At 73.2% G+C, this 25477-nt stretch carries 18 protein-coding genes and 1 pseudogene; 7 read left to right on the top strand and 12 right to left on the bottom strand.

The window, feature by feature from the left end:
• Nucleotides 1–5: 5 nt before the first annotated feature.
• The 3 genes from ACZ4S3_RS06215 to ACZ4S3_RS06205 are packed head-to-tail and all read right to left on the bottom strand — an operon-like array spanning nt 6 to nt 6168.
• A complete protein-coding gene (locus ACZ4S3_RS06215) occupies nt 6–1907 on the bottom strand; it encodes a helicase-associated domain-containing protein (protein WP_467926664.1) in 1902 nt (633 codons plus the stop codon).
• On the bottom strand, nt 1904–3346 hold the full coding sequence (locus ACZ4S3_RS06210) for an SWIM zinc finger family protein (RefSeq protein WP_467926660.1): 1443 nt from the start codon (nt 3344–3346) through the stop codon (nt 1904–1906). The genes ACZ4S3_RS06215 and ACZ4S3_RS06210 overlap by 4 nt, the downstream gene beginning before the upstream one ends.
• Nucleotides 3343–6168 (bottom strand): DEAD/DEAH box helicase, encoded by a 2826-nt coding sequence (locus ACZ4S3_RS06205; RefSeq protein WP_467926657.1) that lies wholly within the window; start codon nt 6166–6168, stop codon nt 3343–3345. The genes ACZ4S3_RS06210 and ACZ4S3_RS06205 overlap by 4 nt, the downstream gene beginning before the upstream one ends.
• Nucleotides 6169–6747: 579 nt before the next feature.
• On the opposite strand from ACZ4S3_RS06205, the gene ACZ4S3_RS06200 reads away from it, so the two are divergent.
• Both ACZ4S3_RS06200 and ACZ4S3_RS06195 read left to right on the top strand, forming a co-directional pair.
• Nucleotides 6748–8289, top strand: a complete 1542-nt coding sequence (locus tag ACZ4S3_RS06200; protein ID WP_467926654.1) for a UvrD-helicase domain-containing protein — start codon at nt 6748–6750, stop codon at nt 8287–8289.
• Between the two features lie 134 nt (nt 8290–8423).
• On the top strand, nt 8424–8738 hold the full coding sequence (locus ACZ4S3_RS06195; protein ID WP_467926650.1) for a DUF6343 family protein: 315 nt from the start codon (nt 8424–8426) through the stop codon (nt 8736–8738).
• A gap of 307 nt (nt 8739–9045) precedes the next feature.
• Here ACZ4S3_RS06195 and ACZ4S3_RS06190 read toward each other — a convergent pair whose 3' ends face one another.
• From ACZ4S3_RS06190 to ACZ4S3_RS06175, 4 genes are all read right to left on the bottom strand, one after another.
• Nucleotides 9046–9459 (bottom strand): tetratricopeptide repeat protein, encoded by a 414-nt coding sequence (locus ACZ4S3_RS06190; RefSeq protein ID WP_467926646.1) that lies wholly within the window; start codon nt 9457–9459, stop codon nt 9046–9048.
• Nucleotides 9460–9678: 219 nt separating this feature from the next.
• Nucleotides 9679–10038: a cupin domain-containing protein gene (locus ACZ4S3_RS06185; protein WP_467926642.1), complete on the bottom strand. Its 360-nt coding sequence runs from the start codon at nt 10036–10038 to the stop codon at nt 9679–9681.
• A 140-nt stretch (nt 10039–10178) separates the two neighbouring features.
• Nucleotides 10179–10769, bottom strand: coding sequence for a dephospho-CoA kinase (gene coaE / locus ACZ4S3_RS06180; RefSeq protein ID WP_467926638.1), 591 nt, complete (start codon nt 10767–10769; stop codon nt 10179–10181).
• A gap of 113 nt (nt 10770–10882) precedes the next feature.
• Nucleotides 10883–11836, bottom strand: a complete 954-nt coding sequence (locus ACZ4S3_RS06175) for a PAC2 family protein (RefSeq protein WP_467926634.1) — start codon at nt 11834–11836, stop codon at nt 10883–10885.
• A gap of 431 nt (nt 11837–12267) precedes the next feature.
• Between ACZ4S3_RS06175 and ACZ4S3_RS06170 the strand changes: the two genes are divergently transcribed.
• The gene (locus ACZ4S3_RS06170) at nt 12268–12393 is read left to right on the top strand and encodes a hypothetical protein (RefSeq protein WP_467926630.1); all 126 of its coding nucleotides are present in this window, start codon (nt 12268–12270) and stop codon (nt 12391–12393) included.
• 115 nt (nt 12394–12508) lie between these two features.
• A pseudogene (locus ACZ4S3_RS06165) lies at nt 12509–12728 on the top strand (right-handed parallel beta-helix repeat-containing protein); the annotation flags it as partial.
• 98 nt (nt 12729–12826) lie between these two features.
• Here the strand turns inward: ACZ4S3_RS06165 and rpsA are convergent.
• Nucleotides 12827–14347: a 30S ribosomal protein S1 gene (gene rpsA, locus ACZ4S3_RS06160; RefSeq protein WP_467926627.1), complete on the bottom strand. Its 1521-nt coding sequence runs from the start codon at nt 14345–14347 to the stop codon at nt 12827–12829.
• Nucleotides 14348–14714: 367 nt separating this feature from the next.
• On the opposite strand from rpsA, the gene ACZ4S3_RS06155 reads away from it, so the two are divergent.
• Nucleotides 14715–15542: a class I SAM-dependent methyltransferase gene (locus tag ACZ4S3_RS06155; protein ID WP_467926622.1), complete on the top strand. Its 828-nt coding sequence runs from the start codon at nt 14715–14717 to the stop codon at nt 15540–15542.
• A 37-nt stretch (nt 15543–15579) separates the two neighbouring features.
• The gene (hrpB, locus tag ACZ4S3_RS06150; protein WP_467926618.1) at nt 15580–18111 is read left to right on the top strand and encodes an ATP-dependent helicase HrpB; all 2532 of its coding nucleotides are present in this window, start codon (nt 15580–15582) and stop codon (nt 18109–18111) included.
• Here the strand turns inward: hrpB and pgfA are convergent.
• From pgfA to ACZ4S3_RS06135, 3 genes are all read right to left on the bottom strand, one after another.
• Entirely contained in the window at nt 18098–19090 is a 993-nt protein-coding gene (pgfA, locus tag ACZ4S3_RS06145) for a cell envelope lipid trafficking protein PgfA (RefSeq protein WP_467926613.1), read from the bottom strand. The genes hrpB and pgfA overlap by 14 nt on opposite strands.
• A 60-nt stretch (nt 19091–19150) precedes the next feature.
• Nucleotides 19151–19285 carry an SPW_0924 family protein gene (locus tag ACZ4S3_RS06140; protein ID WP_467926608.1) on the bottom strand — a complete coding sequence of 45 codons (135 nt, stop codon included), beginning with the start codon at nt 19283–19285 and terminating at the stop codon, nt 19151–19153.
• Nucleotides 19286–19492: 207 nt separating this feature from the next.
• The gene (locus tag ACZ4S3_RS06135; protein ID WP_467926603.1) at nt 19493–21301 is read right to left on the bottom strand and encodes a lytic transglycosylase domain-containing protein; all 1809 of its coding nucleotides are present in this window, start codon (nt 21299–21301) and stop codon (nt 19493–19495) included.
• A gap of 153 nt (nt 21302–21454) precedes the next feature.
• On the opposite strand from ACZ4S3_RS06135, the gene ACZ4S3_RS06130 reads away from it, so the two are divergent.
• Nucleotides 21455–22333, top strand: coding sequence for a DUF4184 family protein (locus ACZ4S3_RS06130; protein ID WP_467926598.1), 879 nt, complete (start codon nt 21455–21457; stop codon nt 22331–22333).
• 226 nt (nt 22334–22559) lie between these two features.
• Here the strand turns inward: ACZ4S3_RS06130 and polA are convergent, their stop codons facing one another.
• Nucleotides 22560–25298 (bottom strand): DNA polymerase I, encoded by a 2739-nt coding sequence (gene polA / locus ACZ4S3_RS06125; RefSeq protein ID WP_467926595.1) that lies wholly within the window; start codon nt 25296–25298, stop codon nt 22560–22562.
• Between the last annotated feature and the right edge of the window lie 179 nt (nt 25299–25477).

The following is a 25477-nucleotide window of genomic DNA, read 5'->3' as shown; positions in this document are numbered from 1 at the left end:
GCGGGTCATGCGCCGTCGGCCTCCGCCAGAAGACGGTGGGCGAGGACGAGCGGGGCCCCGGGGTCGCGGGTCGGCGCAGGGGCCTTGGCGCGGTGGGTGGGGAGGCGTTCGACCGTCGTCGCGCCGGTGTCGGATTCCAGGGCGGGGGCGTAGCCCGCCGCGCGCAGGGCCTCGGCCGTGGCGGCCGGGGGGCGGCCGCTGACCAGGACGGTGGGGGCGATGGCCCGCAGCCCGAGGGCCTGCAGGGCGCGGTGGGCGGCCAGTTCCCGGACGAGAGCCTCGTCGTCGGAGCGGATGCAGCAGGCCGCGGGCAGTACACGCATCCGGCCGTGGCTGCGGGCGGTGTCCTGGATGAGGTAGCTGAGCGGCTGCGGCAGACCGCCGGTCACCGAGGCGGCGCCGAGGTCGGCGAGGAGGGTGTCGGCGGTGCGGCCGGTGTCCAGGGCGCGGCGTACGGAGGCGGGGGTGAAGCGCCAGGTGACGGCGTGTCCCTCGGATTCGCGGTCGGCGGCCGCGGCGAGCAGTGCGTCGAGCGCGGCGGCGGGGCGGCCGGCGACGACGGCGGTCAGATCGGCCTGGAAGTGGGCCTGCTCGAGGAGCGGCGGCAGCAGGTTCCGCAGCGGCTCGTCGAGGGCGCACGGGTCGGCCAGGAGGGCCCGACCCAGGGGCGTGAGGGTGCCGTGGGCGGTGAGGCCGAGGAAGGCCGCTTCGTGGAGGGTGTGGGCGGCGCGGTCCTCGGCCATCGGCTGTGCCCTGACGGCCAGGGGGCGGTGCCAGTCCGCGGCGGCGAGGAGGCTCTGCAGGGGGCCTTCCTCGGCGGATGCCGTCGGCGGCAACGGCGGCAGGGGGGCTCCGGCGCCCAGGGGGACGGTGGCCAGCGCGGCCAGGAGGGCATGCCGCAGCGGCGGGGCATGGCGGTCATGGCCCCGTACGAGCGCGGTCGGGGTCTCGCCGAAGGGGGTGTGGGTGGGGACGGCCCACAGGGCGGACCAGGCGGCCAGTACGGGCGCGAGGCGCTCGCCCGGCGGGCGGGCGAGCCAGTCGTCGTAGGCGCCGGTGGGCAGCGCGGTGATGCCCGCCGGGGTACGGGTCAGCGCGATCAGGCCGGCGGCCAGGGCCAGGTCCAGGAGGAGCCGGGTGTGCGGCTCGGTGGCGCCGGACGCCTTGGCCAGCCGTTTGATCTCACGGATCGTCAGGCCGCCCGACTTGCGCAGCGCGGCGGGCTGCGTCGCCACAGAGGCCAGGAGGCGCTCCAGGGTGGCGGCGAGGGTCGCCGCGGCGGCCCGCGATTCGTCGGTCAGCGAGTCCGCGGTGAGCGCCCTTACGGGGACGGCGGGGCCGGCCTTGGGGGCGGGCCGCGGGACGTGCGCGACGAAGGGGCCGAGGTCATGGGCGGCCAGCAGCTGCGGGGTGCGCGGCGGGACGACGATGGTGCCGTCCTCGGCCGGCGCGGCCAGGCCGTCCTCGTACAGCGCCCGCAGGGCCGCCTCGGCGACCGTGCGCGCGGGACCCGGCGGGCCGGCGCCGAGCGCTTCGTAGACGTCCTGGGCCGGGACGGGTTCGCCGGCCAGGTGGGCGAAGGACAGGCGGTGTGCCATCAGGGACTGATAGTCGGCACCGGGGGCGGGGGCGGCGGGTCCGGGGGCGGCGCGCCCGGTGCGTTCCTGGCTGATCCGGGCCGTGGTGGCGAGCACCTGCAGCCGGGGGTGGTCGAGGTGGATCACCAGCTGGTGGAGGGTTTCGTACGACCACAGGGCGCTTGCCAGACCGCGGAGCCGGGTGGGTGCGGGGCGGCGGGCGAGCGGCTCGGCGTGGCGGGTGAGGAGCGCGGCGAGCTGCTGTGGGGTGCGCCGGGCGAGGGATCGGGTGAGTGTGTCGAGGCCTTCCACGGACTTGAGGTTAGTCATCGCGCGAGCAGGGTGGTCAGGGCGCCTACGGGGTCGGGGTCGGCCGGCCCGGTGGGCCACCAGTCCTCGGCGCCGGGCTCGGACTCGTAGGGGTACCAGCGGTTGTCGTGGCCGAAGCGCAGCTGGATGCCGCGCTCGGGGTCGGTGAGGTGGTTGTGGCGCGGGCGCAGGGCCGGGAGGTCCGCGGCGAGCAGGGCGCTGCGGGCCCGGTCGAAGTCGCCGGCCGGGGGGTTCCAGGGGGTGTCGAGGAGGGCGAGTCCTTCGGGTCCGCCCTGGCGCCAGGCGGCCACGGAGCGGGCCACCTCGGCCTGTGTGCGGCCGGTGGCGGCCGCGAGGTCGCGGTAGAGGGCCCGGGTGGCGGAGGTGAGTCCGGCGGTGGGGTGGGCGGTGGCGGCCAGGCGGATGGCGTCCTCCCATGGGGACAGCTCCGGGAACGGGCTGCGCGGGGCCCGCCGTTCACCGCCGGGGGCCGGACTTGCGGCGGCGGTGACGCAGGCGTGGGCGCGGGCAGCGGCGTCGGCGGCCAGGAATTCCAGGGCGGCCGCGTCGAAGGGGAGACCGTCGGCATCGGGGAGGGCCGGCGGCCGGCCGGGGTGGGCGGGGACCGGCAGGGGCGGCGGGAGCGGCGGCCGGAGGCCGTCGGCGAGGGCGTCGCGGGCGAGGACGCCGGGAGGCGTGGCGGGCGGCGCCGGCAGGGGCGTCGCTCCGGGCCCGGCGGGGGCGGCGGATTCGGGGGCGCCGGCCCGGCTCTCCCGGACGCCGTGCGTGGCATGACGGCGGGAGAGGTCATCGAGCAGCTCCCGCTCGCCGCGGCCGCGCATCAGCAGCAGGACGAAGGGGTCCGCGTCCAGGAGGCGGGCCACCTGGAAGCAGAGCGCGGCGGCGTGTTTGCAGGGCCACCCGTGGTCGGGGCACGAGCAGCGGGGAACGAGATCGCCCGGCCCCGGGAGGAGGCGTACCTCCCCCTCGGCCAGTGCGCTGGGCAGTTTTTTGGCCAGCAGGGCGGCGAGCCGGGCGGGTTCCGCGGCGATGGCGTCGAGCAGGGTCTCCCATTCCTCGCCGGAGAGGGTCCGCAGGCGGATTTCGGCGCTGTAGGGGCGAGGGCGGCTGCCGCGTACGGTGGCGACGATGCGGCCCGGCGTGACGTTGACGGTGTCGACATGGCCGTCCCTGGCGTAGGCGCGGCCGCGGGCGAGCCGGGCGCTGTCGAGGGCGGTGGCCTCCAGCGCGTCCAGCCAGGCGCTCCCCCACCAGGATTCGGCGAACAGTCCACGGGCACCGGTGCGGGCCGGCAGCGGCGGGAACGTCCGCGAACGGTCCGCACGCGCCAGCCGGTCCGCGAGGCCGCGGCCACGGTCATCGCCGGCGGCCGGGCGAGGGCCCCTTCGGCCCGTGCGGTCCGTGCGGTCCGTGCGGTCCGTGCGGTCCATTCCGCTCATCCGGGCCTCCTCAGGGAGACGAGATCGGCCAGCTCGGCATCGGACAGCTCGGTGAGCGCCCGCTCGCCACCGGAGAGCACCGCGTCGGCCAGTGCCCTCTTGGCGGTGAGGAGCTGGGCGATGTTGTCCTCGACGGTGCCCTCGGCGATCAGCCGGTGCACCTGGACGGGCTGGGTCTGGCCGATGCGGTAGGCGCGGTCGGTGGCCTGCTCCTCCACCGCCGGATTCCACCAGCGGTCGTAGTGGATCACATGTCCCGCGCGGGTGAGGTTGAGGCCGGTGCCCGCCGCCTTGAGGGACAGCAGGAAGACCGGGGCGCGGCCCGACTGGAAGCGGTCGACCAGCTTCTCCCGCTCGGCGACGGGGGTGGCGCCGTGCAGAAGCTGATGCGGGATGCCGCGACTGTCCAAGTGCCGTTCCAGCAGCCGGGCCATCCCCACGTACTGGGTGAAGACCAGGGTGGCGCCGCCCTCGGCGAGGATCGACTCGAGGAGTTCGTCGAGCAGTTCGAGCTTCCCGGAGCGGGCGGCCAGGCCCGGCGCGGCCTCCTTGAGGTACTGCGCGGGGTGGTTGCAGATCTGCTTGAGGGACGTGAGCAGCTTCATCACCAGGCCACGCCGCGCGATGCCGTCCGCGGCCTCGATCCGGGCGAGCGTCTCGCGGACGACGGCCTGATACAGCGCGGCCTGTTCGCGCCCCAGCGCCACCGGATGGTCCGTCTCGGTCTTGGGCGGAAGTTCCGGCGCGATCCCGGGGTCGGACTTCTTACGGCGCAGGATGAACGGGCGCACCAGCCTGGCCAGCCGGTCCGCCGCCTCCGGGTCCTCGCCGCCCTCGACCTCACGGGCATGCAGCGCACGGAACGTCTTGAGGGACCCCAGGAGCCCGGGAGTCGTCCAGTCGAGGAGGGCCCACAGCTCGGAGAGGTTGTTCTCCACCGGGGTGCCGGTGAGGGCGATCCGGGCCGGTGCCTTGATGCTGCGCAGCGCCTTGGCCGTCGAGGACCGCGGATTCTTCACATGCTGCGCCTCGTCGGCGACCACCCATGCCCAGCTCTGCGCGGCCAGTTGGGCGGCGCTGCTGCGCATCGTCCCGTAGGTCGTCAGGACGAAGCCGCCGGCCAGGCCTTCGAGGCTGCGGCCGGTGCCGTGGAAGCGGCGTACGGGCGTGCCGGGGGCGAAGCGCTCGATCTCGCGCTGCCAGTTCCCGAGCAGGGAGGCCGGGCAGACGACGAGGACCGGCGCGGCGGGCCGGCGGTGCCGGTGGAGCGCGATGACGGTGATGGTCTTGCCCAGGCCCATGTCGTCGGCGAGGCACCCGCCGAGGCCGATCGACGTCATGGTGTCGAGCCAGGCCATGCCGCGCAGCTGGTAGTCGCGCAGGGTCGCCCGCAGTCCGGGCGGCTGGGGCAGCGGCGGCGCCGGGGTGGTGAGGCGGCCGCGCAGCGCGGCGAGGGCGCCCAGGGGCACCACCTCGACCTCTTCGCCGTCCACCTCCGTGGTGCCGCCCAGCGTCGCGGCGAGGGCGTCGACCGGGTCCAGATAGCCCAGTTCGCGTTTGCGGGCCTTGCGTACGAGGGCGGGGTCGACCAGGACCCACTGGTCGCGGAGCCGGACGACGGGGCGGTGTGCCTCGGCGAGGGCGTCCATCTCCGCCTCGGTCAGCGGTTCGCCGTCCATCGCCACTTGCCAGCGGAATTGCAGCAGTTGGTCGGCGTCGAAGAAACCGAAGCCGTCCGCGGCCGAACCCGGCGCCGGGCGCAGCACCGCCGCGGCGGTCAGCCCGCGGGCCAGCTCCCTGGGCCAGTGGACGGCCACGCCGGCGGCGCCCAGTCGTGCGGCGGCCGGGCCCAGCAGGTCGTACAACTCGTCCTCGCCGAGCGGGAGTACGTCGGGAACCGGACGCTCCAGGAGGCGGGCGAGCGGCCCCCAGACGCGGGCCGCGCGCCGCAGCGCGAGGAGGGTGTCGATGCGGGACCGCGGCCCGAAGTGGTCGGGGCCTTCGCCCTCCCACAGCCGGCGGGCGTCGGCGACCAGGGTCGGGTCGGTGAGGCTGTGGACCTGCAGGACGACGGCCGCCGCGCTGCGCTCCTCGGCGTCCGGCCCGCTGCCCTGCCCGCCGTCGAAGAGCTTGTGCGGCGCGAGGTCGAGGCGCAGGGAGAGCCGTACGCCCGCGTCGATACCGGCCGCGGCCTCGGCGGCCCATTCCCGGGCGCCGGGCAGCCGCTGCGGCGTGCCCGCCGCGAACGGGGCGCCGGCCACGAGCTCGGCGGCGGGGGTGCGCGGCAGGGTATCGACGACGGCGTCCACGAAGAGGCGGACCAGCGCCGCCGGGTCGGGAAGCCGCAGCGGGCGACTGTCGGGGTCCGGGACCGCATACGCCTCGCCGGGCATGGCCGCGGCGACGGCCCGCAGGTGCGCGATGTCATCGGGGTCCAGGGGGCCGGCGCGCCAGGCGTCGATGTCCTCGGCCGTCAGCCCCGGCAGCAGCCTGCCGCGCGCGGCCAGATGCAGGGCATGCACAGCGGCCGCGCCCCAGCAGGCGGCGGCCGGATGGGCGGCCGGGTCGTGCCGGGCCGCGACCAGCACCGGTACCGCCTCGGCCAACGGAAGCAGCAGAGCGGGGACCGTACGACCGCGGGCGCCGCTGCCGTGGCGACGGGCGACGGTCAGCTCCGCGGGCTCACCGGCCGACTCCACCGCGCCCGTCGCACCCCGCTGCGCTCCCGCTGCCGGGAGCGGGGCTCCGTCAGGCCGCCAGAAGGCCACCGTCCCGGCGCGCGGCGGCTGGGCGGGCAGGAATGTCACAGCACAGCGGGCCATGGCAGCACCGGCTCCGCCTGCGCCGGTGTCCTCTCCAGGCGCGGCCGGCGCCCGGACATCCGCTCGCGCTGCCGCACCGCTCACCGCCTCCGTACCGTCCACGTCCGTCCCCCACCTCCTCGCCATGCCGACCTCTCGTCCTCGCCCTGCCGCTCGACCGCTCCGCACCGCCCGCGACGCCCACCCGTCCTGCCCCGCCCGCGGCTCCTTCCGCCCCGACCGCGGCGCTCTGCTGCCGACCCGACCTGCGAGTCTACGGTCGCGGCCGGCGCCGCCCCGCACCGCTCGCCCCGGCGCCCGCCTCTGCCCGGCGACGGCGGTTCCGCCACTGCAGCTCTGCCTGGAATCGATGGAAACACACGGCACTGACAACGCGGTTCGCACGGCGATGGCCACGTTTTTCTCGCAGGTCAACGGTGTCGTGCGGGTCCGGGCCCGCGGCCCCGACCACCTCGCCGCCCCGCGCCGGACCAAAGTTATCCACAGGTCGTAAAACACATCCGCGCGTCGCCTCGCGAGCCGCTACAGTCAGTCACACAGTCACTCTCGGTAACTATTCCAGTTCGGTGAGGAGCCCTCATGTACACCCCCACACCCGAGCAGGCCGCCGCGGCCGAAGCGTTTGGGACCGGCGCACACCTCGTGATGCAGGCCGGTGCCGGCACGGGCAAGACAACGACCCTCGCGATGCTCGCGCACACGGCGCGGCGTCGGGGCCGACCCGGCCGGTACATCGCCTTCAACAGAGCCATCGCACGCGACGCCGCCAGGAAATTCCCCGCCGAAGCGACCTGCGGAACCGCCCACTCCCTCGCCTACACCGCGGTCGGAAGGAACTACCAGGCACGGATGAACGCCCCCCGGCAAGCCGGATGGAGGACAGGCGCGACCCTCGGCATCGATGAGGACATGTCGGTGCGCGTCGGCGCCCGCAAGGTCAACAACAAAGCGCTCTCCTACACGGTCCTGCGCACGGTCACCCGCTTCTGCCAGTCGGCCGACGAGGACATCGCACCGCACCACGTCCCGCCCTTGCGCGGCGTCGCACCGGACGCCCTGCACGATCAACTCACCGGCCTCGTCCTGCCCTACGCACGCAAGGCCTGGTCCGATCTTCAGCATCAGGAGCGCGGCGTCGTCCGCTTCGAGCACGACCACTACCTCAAGATGTGGGCGCTGCAAGAACCCGTGATCCCGGCGGATTTCCTGCTGCTGGACGAAGCGCAGGACACCAATCCCGTCGTCGAGCGGGTCTTCTCGGCCCAGCGCGACCATGCTCAGCTGGTGCTGGTCGGCGACTCCGCCCAGGCCATCTATGGCTGGCGCGGGGCGCGCGATGTCATGACGGGATTCGACGGCGAACGGCTCACCCTCTCCCGTTCCTTCCGCTTCGGTCCGGCGCTGGCCACGGAGGCCAACCGCTGGCTGGCGATCGTCGGCGCACCCATCAGACTCACGGGCTCACCCGAGCTGGCGACGGAGCTGCGAACGGTGCCCACCCCCGAGGCGATTCTGTGCCGGTCGAATGTCGGGGCCATGGTCGAGGTGATACGGCAGCTGGCGGCGAACCGCAGGGTCGCGCTCGCGGGCGGCGGCGAGACGCTGAGCGCACTGGCGCGGGCCGCACACGACCTCGAGGCGGGCCGGCGCACCGCGCATCCCGAGCTCATGCTCTTCGAGTCCTGGCCCGAACTACGCGAGTACGCGGAATTCGACCCGGCCGGACGGGATCTGCTCCCGCTGGTGGAGCTCATCGACGAGCACGGCACGGCAGCCGTATTACGCGCCATGCACCGGCTCTCTCCAGAGGATTCCGCCGAGGTGACGGTCTCCACGGCGCATCGGGCCAAGGGACGCGAATGGGCAAGCGTGCACATCGCGGACGATTTCACGGGCCCCGATGATCTCGACGAGCACGGGGAGGACGGAGCCCCGCTCCCCGGCCCGATCGACGTCGACGAGGCGCGCCTGGCCTACGTAGCCGTGACACGCGCCCGGTCGCAGCTCGACATCGGTGGCCTGTCCTGGATCAACAGCCACCCGGCCGGCGATCCGTACCCCGTATCCGCCGCCGCCACGACACCGACCGCTCGAAACGGAAGAGAAGGGCAGGGCAGCTGACCAGGCGGAGGACCGGATCCGCGACGCGGAATCACGGCCCGGGGCGAAGCATGGCCCGGCCGCCTCACGGAACGACCCGGGCCAGTGACTGATTCATCGATCGGGAGGATCCTGGAGGTGGGAGATGGGCGCCGATGCGTACAGGAAATGAGCCGCTTCAGGCACGCAGCCCGCTGAAGATCCGCCGTGGGCTGGCGTTGTGGGGACTGCTGTGGGCCATCGCCGGAGCCGTGGCCTTCGTCATGGCCGGACGGCCGGAGTGGGCGGCAGCATGTGCCGCCCTGGCGATGCTGGCAGCCACGGACCTGGTCATCGTGATACGGCACCTCCACCAGGGACCCCACTACCAGCCGGGCAAGGACATACCGCCCTACGAACCCGATCACGGCCGGAATGACGTCCGCGGCCACTGGAGCGCCAACGGCCGAAGGCGCGACACCAGACCGTGAGGCTCAGGCACGGGTGGGACAGCGGACCCCACCTTGGTGCCGCGCGGCTCCACGAGCGCGCGGAACCCTCGGCAACTGGCTTGCCCGGGGCGCGGCTGCGGGGGTTCCGTACGAGGAGACTGCCGAGCCGTACCGCGACGAACCACGGCCGCGAGCCATATCGCGAACGTGGACAAGAGCAAACGGAGGAGGAGGGCGAGGCGGGGGCGGGGTGGGGGCCGGGGGGGCGGGGCCCCAGGCCGGCGGCCGCGCCGGGAGTCCCAGTGCATCCCCAAGGCATCGCCCCAGCCAAGCCCAAGCCAGAGCCTCACCCCTCGGCGGCGCCGCCCGTGCCCGGCCCGCGGTTCCCGTTGCCGCCGCCCGGTGCGAAGCGGGCTGCTTCGATGAACTCCGGGCGGGGGTCCAACGCCGCCGCGAGACGGAAGTGGCGCAGGGCCTCGTCGGAGCGGTTGGCGCGTTCCAAGGTGCGGGCCAGGGCGAAATGGGCGAAGGCGTTGGCCGGCTCGCGCTCCAGGACGATCTGGAACTCCAGCTCCGCCGACCTCAGTTGTGCGGCCAGGAAGAAAGCGCGGGCGCGCAGCAGGCGGGCCGCGGTGTTTTCGGGGTGGGCGGTGATGACCGGATCCAGCAGCCGGATCGCGCCGCGCGGGTCGCGGGCCGCCAGCAGGTGCTCCGCGGCGCGGAAGTCGATGACATCCGTCTCGGGGCTGCGTTCGGGCACGGTCGTCTCCTCTCCGTGGCCGTACGGGCGGCTCCGTCAGCCACCCGTACGGCGTTACGTGCGGCACAACAACCGCGTCGGTCACCACATTCCCGGCCGGCAGGGCAGGGAACCGACCGGCAGGGCAGGGAACCGGCCGGCAGGGCAGGGAACCGGCCGGCAGGGCAGGAAACCGGCCCCGCGCGTGCCCACCCTCGCCCCCACCTGCCCTCGCGCCCGTTACAGGCTGATGTGGTACGCCTTGCGCAACGTCTCGTGCACGGTCCATCGCGTGCGGTCGCCCTCGCGCAGGACACAGGCGTCGCCCGGTCCCACCTCGAGCACCGAGCCGCCCTCGACCTCGATGGTGGCGCGCCCGCTCACGACCACGAAGAGTTCGTTGGCCTCGGTGTCCGTCACCACCCCGGGGGTGATCTGCCAGATGCCCCGGATCTGCTTGCCGTCCGGCGACTCCCACAGCACCTTGCCCGTCACCACCGGTTCACCCGAGACGATCTGGCCGGGATCCAGCGGCTCCGCCTCCAGGTCGGTTTCCGCGAAGCCGGGGATGTTCACCACGAACGATGCCGGCGCGGACATGGAACCGTCGGATACAGAAGAAGTGGAGGAGGAAGAAGAAGCGGAAGAAGAAGGCGAGGGCGGGGTGGCGGCGGGCCCGGCACCGGGCGTCTGGGAGGCAGGATCGGTAGCACTCATGGCGGCGAGGCTATCGTCCGCTCTCAGGCGCCTCGCAGTCGCTCCCACACCTCGCGGACCTGCGGTTCCAGTGCCTCCAGCGGACCGTCGTTGTCGATGACGAGATCCGCGACCGCCAGCCGCTGTTCGCGGGTTGCCTGGGCGGCCATCCGGGACTTCGCCTCGTCCTCCGCCATCCCGCGCAGCCGTACCAGCCGGTCCAGCTGGGTCTGCGGTGCGGCATCGACGACGACGACCAGGTCGTACAGCGGGGCCAGGCCGTTCTCCGTCAGCAGCGGAACGTCGTGGACGACGACGGTGTCCGGCCCCGCAGACGCTTCGAGTTCGGCCGAGCGCACGCCCACCAGCGGGTGCACGATCGCGTTCAGTGCCTTCAGTTTCCCGGGGTCGGCGAAGACGATCCGGCCGAGCTTCGGCCGGTCCAGGCTGCCGTCGGGGGCGAGTACACCGTCTCCGAACTCCCCGACCACCGCGGCGAGTCCGGGCGTCCCCGGCTCGACTACCTCGCGTGCGATCTTGTCCGCGTCCACGATCACCGCACCGTATGACGCCAGCAGTCGCGATACCTCGCTCTTGCCCGCGCCGATGCCGCCGGTCAGCCCCACCTTCACCATGCGCCCACGCTATACGGTCGCCGCCCGGAGGCCGGGCACGGGGCGCAGCCCCCGGGACGGGACGCCCGTTGCGGCCCGTAATCCCGGCGGGCCGGAGCGGCCGGCAGCCACCCTCAGGCGCCGCCCCCGCCCCCGTCGGTCTCCCGCTCCGCCAGGAAGCGTTCGAATTCCCTGCCGAGCTCGTCGGCCGAGGGGAGCTCTACCGGCTCGGCGACCAGGTTCCCGCGGGTCTCCGCTCCGGCCACCGCGTCGTACTGGTGCTCCAGCCCGCTGACCAGCGCGACCAGCTCCTCGTCGCCCTGTGAGATCTGGCGCTCGATCTCCTCCTGTGTCCGCAGCGCCTCCATGCGCAGCGAGTGCGCCGCGCTCGGCAGCACCAGGCCCGTTGCCGCCGTGACGGCTTCCAGGGCCGTGAGCGCGGCGTCTGGGTACGCGGAGCGGGCGATGTAGTGCGGCACGTGGGCCGCCACGCCCAGTACGTCGTGTCCGGCCTCGGCCAGCCGGAATTCGATCAGCGACTCCGCGCTGCCGGGCACCTGCGCCTCGTCGAAGAAGCTGGTGTGCCCCGGCATCAGGTCGGTGCGGTTGCCGTGCGGCGTGATGCCTACGGGCCGGGTGTGCGGGACGCCCATCGGGATGCCGTGGAAGTTGACCGACAGTCGTACGCCGAGCCGCTCGACGATCTGGCGCACGGCGGCCGCGAAGCGCTCCCACTCCACGTCGGGCTCGAGGCCCGAGAGCAGCAGGAAGGGCACTCCGGTCGCGTCCTCGACAAGCCGTAGCTCGATGCTGGGGGTCTCGAAGGCGGTCCAGCGGTCGCTCTCGAAGGTGATCAGCGGCCGCCGGGCGCGGTAGTCGACCAGCCGGTCGTGGTCGAAGCGCGCGACCACACGGTGCGAGAGGCCCTCCAGCAGCCGCTCCACGATCTGGTCGCCGGTCTCGCCGGCGTCGATGTAGCCGTCGAAGTGGTACAGCAGCACCAGTCCGGCGGAGTCCGACGCGGCGATCGCCTCAACCGCTGCGAGCCCGCTCGGCTCCCATTCGTACAACCCCTGGGGATCCAACACAGTGACCGCTCCTCCTCGTGTCCGTGTGCAAGAACGTCGGGACGCGGGCCTGCATTCCCGGACCGGCACCCCGATCCCCGCCAACGACGCAAATCCGCCCCCACGCGGCCCCGCACGTGTCACGCCACTCCCGCACCACGCATGCCACTCACCCGGCGCGCACCGTGCACCCCAGCCGTACGGATGAGTTCACGCCCTCACTCCGTCCGCCTCGGGAGCCGCGTAGTGCCCGGAATAACCGAAGTCTCCGAAATACTCGAATCCGCCACCGAGACCGGAAATCCCCCACACCACAGCCCCCTTGAACGCAGTTACCCCCACTTCCCACTCCCGCCCCCAAGCTGGACGTCCCACACCCGGCAGCCCTACCTTCACCACCACCCTCGCGATTCACACTCCCGCCCAACATTCATGTAGGGAAAGGCAGTTGAATGCGCACCGGACCCCTCACCACCGTCTCGGCCGCCGCCCTGCCGGCAGCCGGAGTCGTCTTCACCGTCACCCCCGCCGACACCCCGACCCCGGCCCCGGCCCCGGCCCCTCCCCCACCCGCGTGATCGACGTATCGACCGCGTCCCAGCTCAAGGACGCGCTCGCCGCCGCCAAGCCCGGCGACACCGTTCAGCTCGCCGACGGCACCTACAACGGCAACTTCACGGCCTCCGTCGCGGGACCGGCGCCAATTTCGACGACTCATGGGTCGACATCAAGGGCAACAAGGCCGTCGTGGAGGACAACACGGGCCGGCACACCACCAACAGCGGATACGAGACTCACACCCAGCAGCCGGGCTGGGGCTGCGGCGCGGTACGGCTGCCCGGTCACCATCGCGGGCGACAACACGGTCACCGGCGGCCGGGGCGTCGCCAACCCGGGCATCCCCGTGGGCTGACCCCCAAAGCCCCGGAGACGACGCCGGATACGACGAAGGCCCGCTCCCCCTGAGGGGAACGGGCCTTCGTCTATCGGCTAGTGCCTAGTGGCAAGAGCTCAGCTCTGGCCGCCGGCCAGCTTCTCGCGGAGCGCGGCCAGGGCCTCGTCCGACGCCAGGGCGCCGGAGTTGTCCGCCGACTCCGAGGAGTACGAGCCACCGGAGACGGTGGCGCCGCCGCCGGCGTTGCCGCCACCGGCCGCCGCCGGAGCCGCAGCACCCTCGGCCGCCGCCTGCTCGTCGGCCTCGCGGGACTTGATGACCTGAGCCTGGTGCTGCTCGAAGCGCGTCTGCGCCTCGGCGTACTGGTTCTCCCACACCTCGCGCTGGCTCTCGAAGCCCTCGAGCCAGTCGTTGGTCTCGGGGTCGAAGCCCTCGGGGTAGATGTAGTTGCCCTGGTCGTCGTAGGACGCGGCCATGCCGTACAGGGTCGGGTCGAACTCGACCGTCGACGGGTCGGCACCGAATGCCTCGTTGGCCTGCTTCAGCGAGAGGCTGATGCGGCGGCGCTCGAGGTCGATGTCGATGACCTTGACGAAGATCTCGTCGTTGACCTGGACAACCTGCTCCGGGATCTCGACGTGGCGCTCGGCCAGCTCGGAGATGTGGACCAGGCCCTCGATGCCCTCGTCGACGCGCACGAACGCACCGAAGGGAACGAGCTTGGTGACCTTACCCGGGACGACCTGACCGATCTGGTGGGTCCGGGCGAACTGCTGCCACGGGTCTTCCTGGGTCGCCTTGAGCGACAGGGACACGCGCTCGCGGTCCATGTCGACGTCCAGGACCTCGACCGTGACCTCCTGGCCGACCTCGACAACCTCGGACGGGTGGTCGATGTGCTTCCAGGACAGCTCGGAGACGTGGACGAGACCGTCGACGCCGCCCAGGTCCACGAAGGCACCGAAGTTGACGATGGAGGAGACGACGCCGGAGCGCACCTGACCCTTCTGGAGGGTGGTGAGGAAGGTCTGGCGGACCTCGCTCTGGGTCTGCTCCAGCCAGGCACGGCGGGAAAGGACCACGTTGTTGCGGTTCTTGTCCAGCTCGATGATCTTGGCCTCGAGCTCCTTGCCCACGTAGGGCTGGAGGTCGCGGACGCGACGCATCTCGACCAGGGACGCCGGGAGGAAGCCACGGAGGCCGATGTCGAGGATGAGACCACCCTTGACGACCTCGATGACGGTACCGGTGACGATCCCGTCCTCTTCCTTGATCTTCTCGATGGTGCCCCAGGCGCGCTCGTACTGGGCACGCTTCTTCGAGAGGATCAGGCGGCCTTCCTTGTCCTCCTTCTGGAGAACCAGGGCCTCGATCTCGTCACCGACGGCGACGACCTCGTTGGGGTCGACATCGTGCTTGATCGAGAGCTCGCGGCTCGGGATCACGCCTTCGGTCTTGTAACCGATGTCGAGCAGGACCTCGTCCCGGTCGACCTTCACGATGACGCCGTCGACGATGTCGCCGTCGTTGAAGTACTTGATCGTCTCGTCGATCGCGGCGAGGAAGGCTTCCTCGTTACCGATGTCGTTGACCGCAACCTGCGGGGTGGTGGCGGTGGTCTCGGTGCTGCTCGTCATGTGGGTAAGGGCTCCGGTGCGGACATTGAAGTCGTAGGTACTGCTACGCCGAGAGCCGGTATCGCCTCTGCATAAGCCGGACAGCGTCGAGGCGCGTCCTCCGGAAGCCCCGTCCATTGCCGGAACACCCGAAACGCCTCAAAAACCGAGGGGTACATACAGATGCGAGCGCGGCCTGCTCCGTCTGAGGCGCGCAAGCCCGCAGCGCAACTTGTAGCATACGGGCGCAGCCGGACACGGTCAATGCGCGAACGCGCACACCCGGGGCACAACGCCCTATAACCGGCACACGCGGTGTTCCGCGAGGCCGAACGGCCTCACAGTCCCTGCAGCTCCAAGCAGAGCGAAGACTACGACGACGGGCGCGATGAACCAAGAGCATGAGCCGGAGGCGACCCGACGTGACGCCTCGGACACCGAAAGCAGCCGGGCCAGCCGGGGCTGGTGGGACCGCAACGCGGACGAGTACCAGAGCGAGCACGGCGCGTTCCTGGGGGACGACCGGTTCGTGTGGGGGCCCGAGGGGCTGGACGAGGCGGAGGCCGGGCTGCTGGGGCCGGCGGCGGAGCTGAAGGGGAAGCGGGTCCTGGAGATCGGGGCCGGCGCGGCGCAGTGCTCGCGCTGGCTGGCGGCGCAGGGGGCTCGCCCGGTGGCGCTCGACCTCTCCCACCGGCAACTGCAGCACGCGCTGCGGATCGACGGCGGGGCGCCGGGCGGGACGCAGCTGGTGGAGGCGGACGCCGGGGCGCTGCCGTTCCGCGACGGCTCGTTCGACCTGGCCTGTTCCGCGTACGGCGCGATTCCTTTTGTGGCCGATCCGGTGCGCGTGTTGCGTGAGGTGCGCCGGGTGCTGCGGCCCGGTGGCCGGTTCGTGTTCTCCGTGACCCATCCCGTCCGCTGGGCGTTCCCCGACGAGCCGGGCCCCGAGGGGCTCTCGGTGGCGGCCTCGTACTTCGACCGCACGCCGTACGTGGAACAGGACGAGACCGGCCGGGCGGTGTATGTCGAGCACCACCGGACGGTGGGCGACCGGGTGCGGGATGTGGTGGCGGGCGGGTTCCGTCTGGTGGATCTGGTCGAGCCCCAATGGCCGGAATGGAACGCCCAGGAGTGGGGCGGCTGGTCCCCGCTGCGCGGGAATCTGATCCCGGGCACGGCGATCTTCGTCTGTGTGGCGCCCGCCTGCGCTCCCTGAGGGACGGCGGGCGCCGCCGGGGCGGCAGACTGGGGCCGTGATCCAGCGTGACGCTCTTGACCGGCTGCCTGTCCGTACCGCTCTGCCCGCGCTGCGGGAGGCCCTCGACGGGGCGGGTACGGCCGTGCTCTGTGCGCCGCCGGGGACCGGCAAGACGACGCTGGTGCCGCTGGAGCTCGCGGGCCTGACGGGTGCGGGGCCGGTGCGGCGGGTACTGGTCGCCGAGCCGCGGCGGATCGCGGCCCGTGCGGCGGCGCGGCGGATGGCCTGGCTGCTGGGCGAGAAAGCCGGGGAACAAGTGGGGTTCACGGTGCGCGGTGAGCGGCGGGCCGGGCCCCGTACCGTCGTGGAGGTGGTGACCACCGGGGTGCTGCTGCAGCGGCTGCAGCGCGATCCCGAGCTGGCCGGGGTGGATGTGGTGGTGCTCGACGAGTGCCATGAGCGGCATCTGGACGCCGATACCTGCGCGGCCTTCCTGCTGGACGTACGGGAGACGCTGCGGCCCGAGCTGCGGCTGGTGGCGGCGTCGGCGACGACGGATGCCGAGGGGTGGGCGCGGCTGCTGGGCGGCTCGCAGGGGCCCGCGCCGGTGGTGGAGGCGGCGGGCGTGTCGCACCCCGTGGAGGTGGTGTGGGCGCCCGTGGAGCGGCCGGTGCGGCCACCGCACGGGATGCGGGTCGATCCGGCGCAGCTGGCGCATGTGGCCGCGGTGGTGCGGCGGGCGCTGGATGAGCGGTCGGGCGATGTGCTGTGTTTTCTGCCCGGGGTGGGCGAGATCGGGCGGGTCGCGGCGCAGCTGGGCGGGGTGGACGCCGAGGTGCTGCAGGTGCACGGGCGGGCGCCGGCCGAGGTGCAGGACGCGGTGCTGGCGGGCAGCGGGGGCCGTGGGCGACGGGTCGTGCTGGCGACCTCGGTGGCGGAGTCGAGTCTGACCGTTCCCGGGGTGCGGGTGGTGGTGGACAGCGGGCTGGCGCGGGTGCCGCGGATGGATCATGCGCGGGGGCTGAGCGCGCTGGCTACGGTCCGGGCCTCGCAGGCGGCGGCGCGGCAGCGGGCCGGGCGGGCGGGGCGCGAGGCTCCGGGGGTGGTCTACCGCTGCTGGCCGGAGGGTGAGCACGGGCGGCTGCCGCGGTTCCCGGACCCGGAGATCAAGGTCGCCGATCTGACGGCGTTCGCGCTGCAGGCGGCGTGCTGGGGTGATCCGCAGGCGGCCGGGCTGGCGCTGCTGGACGCGCCGCCGGCCGGTGCGCTGGCCGCGGCGCGGGAGGTTTTGACGGCGGTCGGCGCGGTGGACGCGGACGGCCGGGCGACGGAGCGCGGCGTACGGATGGGGCGGCTCGGGCTGCACCCCCGGCTGGGCCGGGCGCTGCTGGACGGCGCGCGGGAGGTGGGGGTGCGGCGGGCCGCGGAGGTGGTGGCGCTGCTGAGCGAGGAGCCGCCGCGGGCCTACGGGGACGATCTGGCGGCGGCGTGGCGTACGGCGCGCCGGGGCGGTGATGCGTATGCGGCCCGGTGGCGGCAGGAGGTGCGGCGGCTGGTGTCGGCGGCCGAGGGGGCGGCCGCCGACACGGGGACGGGCGGTGGTGACGATGCCGATGCGGGGCTCGTCGCGGCGCTGGCGTTTCCGGAGCGGGTGGCGCGGGCCAGGGGGGCGGGCAGTTTTCTGATGGCGTCGGGGACCGGGGCCGAGCCGGCCGGGGAGGGTTCGGCTCTGCGCGATGCCCGGTGGCTGGCGGTCGCGGTGGCGGACCGGCCGGTGGCGGCGGCGTCCGCGCGGGTGCGGCTGGCGGCGGTGATCGATGAGGGGACGGCGTGTGCCGCGGCGCGGGCGCTGTATTCCTCGGGCGAGGAGGTGCGCTGGTCGGAGGGGGACGTGGTGGCCCGGAGCGTGACCCGGCTGGGGGCGATCGAGCTCTCGGCCCGGCCGCTGGCCGCGCCCGGTCCCGCGCTGCTGCGGGAGGCGGTGGTGGCGGGCCTGCGGCGGGAGGGGCCGGGTCTGCTGCGCTGGACGGCGGGCGGCGCATCGGTGCGGCTGCGGATGGCGTTCTTGCACCGGGAGGTGGGTGCGCCGTGGCCGGATGTGTCGGATGCGGCGCTGCTGGAGCGGGTCGAGGAGTGGCTGGGGGTGGAGCTGGGGCGGGCGCGGCGGCGGGCCGATCTGGAGCGTATCGACGCGGGGGCGGCGCTGGCCCGGCTGCTGCCGTGGGCATCCGGCGATGCGGCGCGGTTCGACGAGCTGGCGCCGGAGCGTATCGAGGTGCCGAGCGGTTCCCGGGTGCGGGTGGATTACCGCGGCGGGCAGCCGGTGCTGGCGGTCAAGCTGCAGGAGTTGTTCGGGTGGCAGGCCTCGCCCCGGGTGGCCGGGGGCCGGGTCCCGGTGCTCGTGCATCTCCTCTCCCCCGCCGGGCGGCCGGCCGCGGTGACGGCGGATCTGGCCTCCTTCTGGCGGGAGGGATACCGGTCCGTACGGGCGGAGTTGCGCGGGCGCTATCCCAAGCACCCCTGGCCCGAGGATCCTTCGACGGCCGAGCCGACCCGGCACACGGCGGCGCGGCTCAGGCGGGGCTGAGTTCGGACGGCAGGGGCTGTGCGGGCGGCGCGGCGCCGGGGCGGCGGCTGCGGGCCTCGAGGTGCAGGCTCAGGGCGAGCAGCACGGCGCCCAGTGCCAGGAAGCCCCAGGGCAGGTAGCTGGTGAGCAGCAGGACCAGGGTGCGCTGGGATCTGACGAGGGCCACGGTGGAGTCGACGTAGTCGGCGCGCATCTTCACATGGCCGGCGAAGGCGGTGACCTTGCCGCCGCCGGGCAGCAGATCGCCGCCGCGCAGCTCCTCCTTGTGGATCTCCTGGCCGTTGACCGGCGCTCCGGTGACCGGGTCCACCCAGAACATGCGCTTGGTGGTGTACCAGCGGGTGGTGCCCATTTTTTCGACGGCCTGCGGGGTGATGCCCTTGACCGGCATCTTCTTGGGGAGCGGGACCTTGGTCCAGGGGATGGTCTGCTCGAAGTAGTAGACCTCCAGGCCGCGGAAGGTGCGCGTCCCCTTGTAGTGGATGGGGGCCGAGGTGCGGGTCTGGGCGTCGAAGTAGGTGTAGTCGCGCTTCTCGGTGAGGAAGGGCCACTTGTATTCGATGCCCTCGCGGTGCACCCGGTCGCCGTCGACCATTTCTCCGGTGGCGTGTACGGGTTCCTGGGAGTGGGCGTCGAAGATGTAGCGCTCGGGGATCTCGGAGACCATCTTGCCGTCGGGTCCGGCGACGTAGGACAGCGTGTCCCAGACGACGACGTCGCGGCCCGCGGTTTTCTCGATGCGGTCGGACTCGGCGACATTGCCCTTGAGGGTCTGCACGATGGTGACCTTGGGGACCTGCTTCGCCTTCATCGTCCCGTAGTCGATGAGGGTGGCGGGCCTGGCCTCCAGGACCATGTCCTGGTACTGGCCGGCCGGGATCTTGGCGAGCCGGGGGAAGGCGTACCACCGCATCAGTGGGGACAGTGCGGTGAAGAAGACGGCGAAGGCGAGCAGTACCAGGCTGGCTTTGCGGCGCATGGTGGTGGCGTCCCTCCCTCGGGGGTGCCGGTCTCGGGGTGCCGGTCTCGGGTGCCGGTCTCAGGGGTGCTTGGGGACGGTGGTCAGCAGCGGCTCGGGTGAGGTCGTGCCGCTGGGGGCGCCGGTCGCCGTGATGGTGAAGATGAGGGCGAGGGCCGCGGCCAGTCCGGCGGCGGCTGCTGTCAGGGCGCGCATGGTCGGCCTCCCGGAGAGCTGCTGGAGCTGAAGAACTGATACGGCGTCAGGGCGGGGGCACCGTAGCAACGGGGAGCCGAGATGAGAACACGTCGCACATGGCTGGGGAACATCGCCGTCCGGCCCTGGACGGCGGGCCGGACGGCGATGTGTCGGGGGGCGGCGGTGCGCCCCGGGGGCGGCGGTGCGCCCCGGGGGCGCGGCGGGCTATGCGCCGGCCGGGGCCGTGACCTTCAGCTCGATGGTGAGCCGCGTGCCGTCGGCCGTGGTCAGCCGCAGCAGGAACGTCCCGGTGTGGCTGTCGGTGTAGATCTTGGGGAGCTTCAGCAGGCCGTCGGCGTCCGTGGTGAGGGTGGTCAGGGTACGTACCGGCTTGTCCTTGTCGGCGCCGGTGGCCTCGGGGTCCTTGAAGTAGGGGCCCTTGTCGTTCTCCACGGGCTTCTCGGGGTCGCCGGTCCGCTCCGGGGCGTTGGTGATCATGGTGGCGGTGACCGGCACGCCCGCCGCGATCCTGCCCCGGCAGGTCGCCTCGACCTCGACCGCGTCCTCGGCGAATGCCTGTCCGGCGGTCGCCGTCAGCTCCTTGTCGGAGGTACGGGCGAGCCGGTCGGCCTTCGGCGCCGGCTGCGCCGTGACCGTGGCGCCGAAGTCGACGGCAGGCACGGCGCGGCCGACCGCCGTCGCCCGGAGGGTGAACGCGCCGGTCTTGTGGCCTGCGCGCAGCGTGGGGGCGGTGGCGAGGCCGTCCTTGCCGGTGGTGACGGTGACGGTGGTGGCGCCGCCGGGGAAGCGGGTGTCGGTGGTACCGGGGAGGGTGAAGCGGACGGGGGCGCCGGCGACCGGCTTGCCGTCCGCGTCCTCGGCACGGACCTGCGGGGATGCGGGGAACTCGGCGCCGGCGGTGGCGGTCAGGTCCTTGTCGCCGGTCCGGTCGAGGGCGGCGAGGGGGGCGTGGCCGTCGGGCCGGGGCGGGGCGGGCTTCGGGGCCGGGGGCGGGGCCGGCTTGCCGGAGGGGTCGGGGGTGCCGGACGGGTTGCCGGGGCGGGCCGGTTCCTGGGGTGCCTTGTGGCGGGGCGGGCGGTGGGGGCCCGCGGTCCTTCCCTGCGTGCCGCCGGCGTCGCGCCTGTGGTGCGTGCCGCCGCCGGCCGGGCCGCTGCCGTCACCGCCGGCGCCGCCCCGGCGCACCGGGAGCACGCCCTTGCCGTCCGGTACCTCGTGGGTTCCGGTGCGGTAGAAGGCGTACCAGGAGCGCACCGTGTGCAGATACTCCGCGGAGTCGTTGTAGCCGAGGACCGCGCGGTCCAGGTCGCCCGGTACGGACAGATCGCGGCCGCCGGCGCAGAGATAGCGGCCGGCGGCGAGTGCCGCGTCGAAGACGTTGTTGGGGTCCTTCTTGCCGTCGCCGTTGCCGTCGGCGCCCCAACCGGTGCCTGCGGGGCCGCCGTTGGACCAGGTGGACGGGATGAACTGCATCGGGCCCACGGCGCGGTCGTGGGTGCGGTCGCCGTCCAGGAGGCCGCCGTCGGTGTCGTCGATGCGGGCGAAGCCATGGCCGTTGAGCTGCGGGCCGAGGATCGGCGCGAGGGTGGTGCCGGCGGCGTCGACGGCGCCGCCGCGGGCCTGGCCGGATTCGACCTTGCCGATTCCGGCGAGCAGCTGCCAGGGCAGCCGGCATCCCGGGACGGCTGCGTCGATGCGCGCTTCGGCCTTCTTGTACGCGGCCAGGACGGTGGCGGGGATGCCCGCCTGGGCGGGTCCGGTGGCTATGCGGCCGCCGCCGGGGTGCTGTGAACTTCTCGGCGGGGCGGGCCTGTTGCGGGGCGGCAGATCGGTGTAGTAGGCCGAGCCGCCGTCGATGGGGGTGTCGGCGTGCGGTGGGGCCGGCTCCGGTTCGCCTGCGGCCACGTTCTCCAGGGCGCCCGGTGCCTGAGAGGCGGTCAGCGCGGCCAGCGCCAGCGCCGCCACGGCCGTGGAGGCCGCCCCCCGCCGGAGCCGTCGCCCGAATCTGGCTGCCATGCCTGCCGTCCCCTCCGCGTTGCCCTACCGCGCGCAGCGCGCGGTATCGCGCCCCCCGGCGCTCCAACTCAGGCGAGACTACGACAACTCGGGCCGAGCAGCTACCACTCCCATCGGCCGACATAATGATCCGAATCGATCGAGGAGGGGGCCATGCCGTTCACGCTCAGTCATGCCGCCGCGGTGCTCCCGATGATCCGCCGGACGGGCACGGGGCGCGGTCCGCTGATCGCCTCGGCGCTCGTTGCGGGGTCGTTCGCGCCGGATCTGACGTATTACGCGGACACGGTGGTGCCGGGCGCCATGGCGTTCGGCGAGGTGACGCACGGTCTGCCCGGTGTGCTGACGGTGGATGCCGCGATCACCGCGGCGCTGGCCGGCGGCTGGCTGCTGGTGCGCGAACCGCTGTCGGCGCTGCTTCCCCGGGCATGGCAGGGACGGGCGTACGCGTTCGCCCGCGGCCGCGCCCGGCGGCCGCGGGGCCTGCGCCAACTCGCCGCGCTTGCGGGCTGGTTCTACCTGTCCGCGGTGCTCGGCTGCGCGTCGCATGTCGTGTGGGACGCGTTCACCCACCCGGGCCGCTGGGGCACCCGGCTGGTTCCCGGCCTGGACCAGAGGGTGGGCGGTCTGCCGGTCGCCATGTATCTGCAGTACGGCACTTCGGCGCTCGCGCTCGCGGCCATCGGCTGGTTCCTGTGGACGGCGCTGCGGTACGGCCGCGACGAGGGGCCGCCGGCCGCCGTGCCCGCGCTGACCGTCCGGCTGCGGCTGCTGCTGAGCGCCCCGCTCGCGCTGTGTGTCCTGGCCGGGGCCGGTGAGCGCACCCTGCGCGCGTACGCCGTTTACGGCGGCACGGCCACCTGGTTCGACTATCTCCCGTCCGCCCTCTTCGGCGCGGGCGCCGGTCTCGTCCTCGGGCTGCCGCTCTACGCGGTGGCCGTACGCCTGCTGCACCGCCGCTCGCGACGGGCCCATGAGGCGGACGACGGTCGTGGCGAACGGGACCGGATGGCGGGGGCGGCGTCTCCCTAAGGGGTGGGCGAACAGATCCCGTAGGGGATGCGAGCGCCCCCTGCGGGGCCACAACGCGGCGGGCCCTGGGCGGTATTCCCGTGGCGCACCGGGTGATCGGCAAAGCGCTGCGCGGCCGTCGGGCGCGCGCCTTGGGGCCGGAGGGCGGCGGCGGGATGGCTGCGGGACAGCGGCCGGACGCCGGTCCCCGGTCGGCCGCCGCCGCCCCGCCCCTCGGGGAGGTCCGTCAGTGTGCCGCCGACTCCCAGTCCTTGCCGGAGCCGACCGAGACGTCCAGTGGGGCGCGCAGTTCGACCGCGGCGGCCATTTCCCGGCGGAGCAGTTCCTCGACCTTCTTGCGTTCGCCGTGCGCCACCTCGACCACGATTTCGTCGTGCACCTGGAGCAGCATCCGGGACTGAAGCTTCTCGGCGCGCAGCGCGGCGTCGGCCCGCAGCATCGCGATCTTGACGATGTCGGCGGCGGTGCCCTGGATCGGGGCGTTCAGCGCCATCCGCTCGGCCATTTCGCGGCGCTGGCGGTTGTCGCTGTTGAGGTCGGGGAGGTAGCGGCGGCGGCCGAGGATCGTTTCGGTGTAGCCGGTGGCGCGGGCCTCCTCGACGACGCGCTGGAGGTAGTCGCGTACGCCGCCGAAGCGCTCGAAGAAGTTGTCCATCAGCTTGCGGGCCTCATCGGGCTGGATGCCCAGCTGCTGGGAGAGGCCGAACGCCGACAGGCCGTATGCCAGGCCGTACGACATCGCCTTGATCTTGCGGCGCATCTCCGGGTCGACCTGGTCCTTGGCGACCGAGAAGACATGGGAGGCGACGGTGGTGTGCAGGTCCTCGCCGGAGGTGAAGGCCTCGATCAAGCCCTCGTCCTCGGAGAGATGGGCCATCACGCGCAGCTCGATCTGGCTGTAGTCGGCGGTCAGCAGCGACTCGAAGCCCTCGCCGACGACGAAGCCGCGGCGGATCGCCCGGCCCTCGTCCGTACGCACCGGGATGTTCTGGAGGTTGGGGTCCGTGGAGGACAGCCGGCCGGTGGCGGCGACGGTCTGGTTGAAGGTGGTGTGGATGCGGCCGTCCGCGGCGATGGTCTTGATCAGGCCCTCGACCGTGGTGCGCAGCTTGGCCTGCTCGCGGTGGCGGAGCATGATCACCGGGAGTTCGTTCTCGGTCTGCGCGGCAAGCCAGGCCAGGGCGTCGGCGTCGGTGGTGTAGCCGGTCTTGGTCTTCTTGGTCTTGGGCAGGCCCAGCTCGCCGAAGAGGACCTCCTGGAGCTGCTTGGGCGAGCCGAGGTTGAACTCGTGGCCCGCGGCGGCGTGCGCCTCCTGGACGGCCTGCTGGACGGCGCCCGCGAACTGCTGCTCCATCCGCTCCAGCCAGCCCCGGTCGGCGGCGATACCCGCCCGCTCCATGCGGGCCAGCAGGGCGCTGGTCGGCAGTTCCACATCGCGCAGCAGCTCGGAGGCGCCGACCTCGGCCAGCTTCGCCTCGAACGCGGTGCCCAGGTCGAGGACCGTGCGTGCCTGGCCCATCAGGGCGTCCGCCTCGGCCTCCTCGTCGGCGCCGAACGCCAGCTGGCCGTCCCCGGCGGCGGCCGGTGCCAGATCGCGGCCCAGGTATTCGATGGACAGGGCGTCCAGGGCGAAGGAGCGGCGGCCGGGCTTGACCAGATAGGCGGCCAGCGCGGTGTCCATCGTCACGCCCTCGATGAGCCAGCCGTGCTCGCCGAAGACCCGCATCAGGCCCTTGGCGTTGTGCATCACCTTGGGGCGGGCCGGATCCGCGCTCCAGGCGGCGAAGGCCCGCTCGTCGGCCTCGTCCAGCTGGGCCGGGTCGAACCAGGCGGCCGGGCCGTCGGGGGCGGCCAGCGCCACCTCGGCGACGCTGCCGCTGCCCAGCGTCCACACGTCGACGGTGGCCACGCCCAGCGGGCCGCCGCCGTGCTCGGCCAGCCACGGGGCGAGCTCGCCGGCGCCCAGGGCCGTGCCGTCCACCTCGACGCCGGCGGCCGGCGTCGCCTCCTCGGCACTCTCCTCGGCGCCCGGGTCGACGGCGTGCAGCCGGTCGCGCAGGCCCTGGTTGCGGATCTCCAGGGCGTTCAGGAACACCTGGAGCGCCTCGCGGTCGTAGGCCTCGCGGGTCAGCTCGTCGGGGCCGCAGGACAGCTCGACGTCGCGGACCATCTCCGTCAGGCGGCGGTTGAGCTTGACCGAGTCCAGGTGCTCGCGGAGGTTGGCGCCCGCCTTGCCCTTGACCTCCTCGGCGCGCTCGACCAGCTCCGCGAACGAACCGAACTGGTTGATCCACTTGGTGGCGGTCTTCTCGCCGACGCCCGGGATGCCGGGGAGGTTGTCGGACGGGTCGCCGCGCAGCGCCGCGAAGTCCGGGTACTGGGCGGGGGTCAGGCCGTACTTCTCGAAGACCTTCTCCGGGGTGAAGCGGGTCAGCTCGGAGACGCCCTTGGTGGGGTAGAGGACCGTGACGTCCTCGGAGACCAGCTGGAAGGAGTCGCGGTCGCCGGTGACGATGGCGACCTCGAAGCCCTTCGCTACGGCCTGGTGGGTGAGCGTGGCGATGACGTCGTCGGCCTCGAAGCCCTCGACGGCGAAGCGCTTGACGTGCATCGCGTCGAGCAGCTCGCCGATCAGCTCGACCTGGCCCTTGAACTCGTCGGGCGTCTTGGAGCGGTTCGCCTTGTAGTCGGGGAACTCCGCCGAGCGCCAGGTCTTGCGCGAGACGTCGAAGGCCACCGCGAAATGCGTGGGCGCCTCGTCGCGCAGGGTGTTCGCGAGCATCGACGCGAAGCCGTAGATCGCATTGGTCGGTTGCCCCGTGGCGGTGGTGAAATTCTCCACGGGCAGGGCGAAGAACGCCCGGTATGCCATGGAATGCCCGTCCATCAGGAGCAGACGGGGACGGCCGCCCGCCGCCGTGTCGGTGCCGGTCGCTTCGCTCTTCTTCGCTGCCTTTGCTGCCACGCCCCCGATCCTGCCACGCCCCACTGACAATCCCCGCCGCCAACGCCCCGCCCCCGCCCGCACCGCCCGGCGATCACCAGCGCACCGCTACACCGCCCCGGCCGGCCGTGACAGGATCGGATGCGCACGGCAACGATCCGCCCCGTCCCCGGCGGACCCGGCCCGCCCCGTCCCCGGCG

Source organism: Streptomyces sp. NPDC028368, assembly GCF_055565615.1.
The sequence above is the reverse complement of the archived record's forward strand: the minus strand, read 5'-3'. Positions and strand labels throughout refer to the sequence as shown.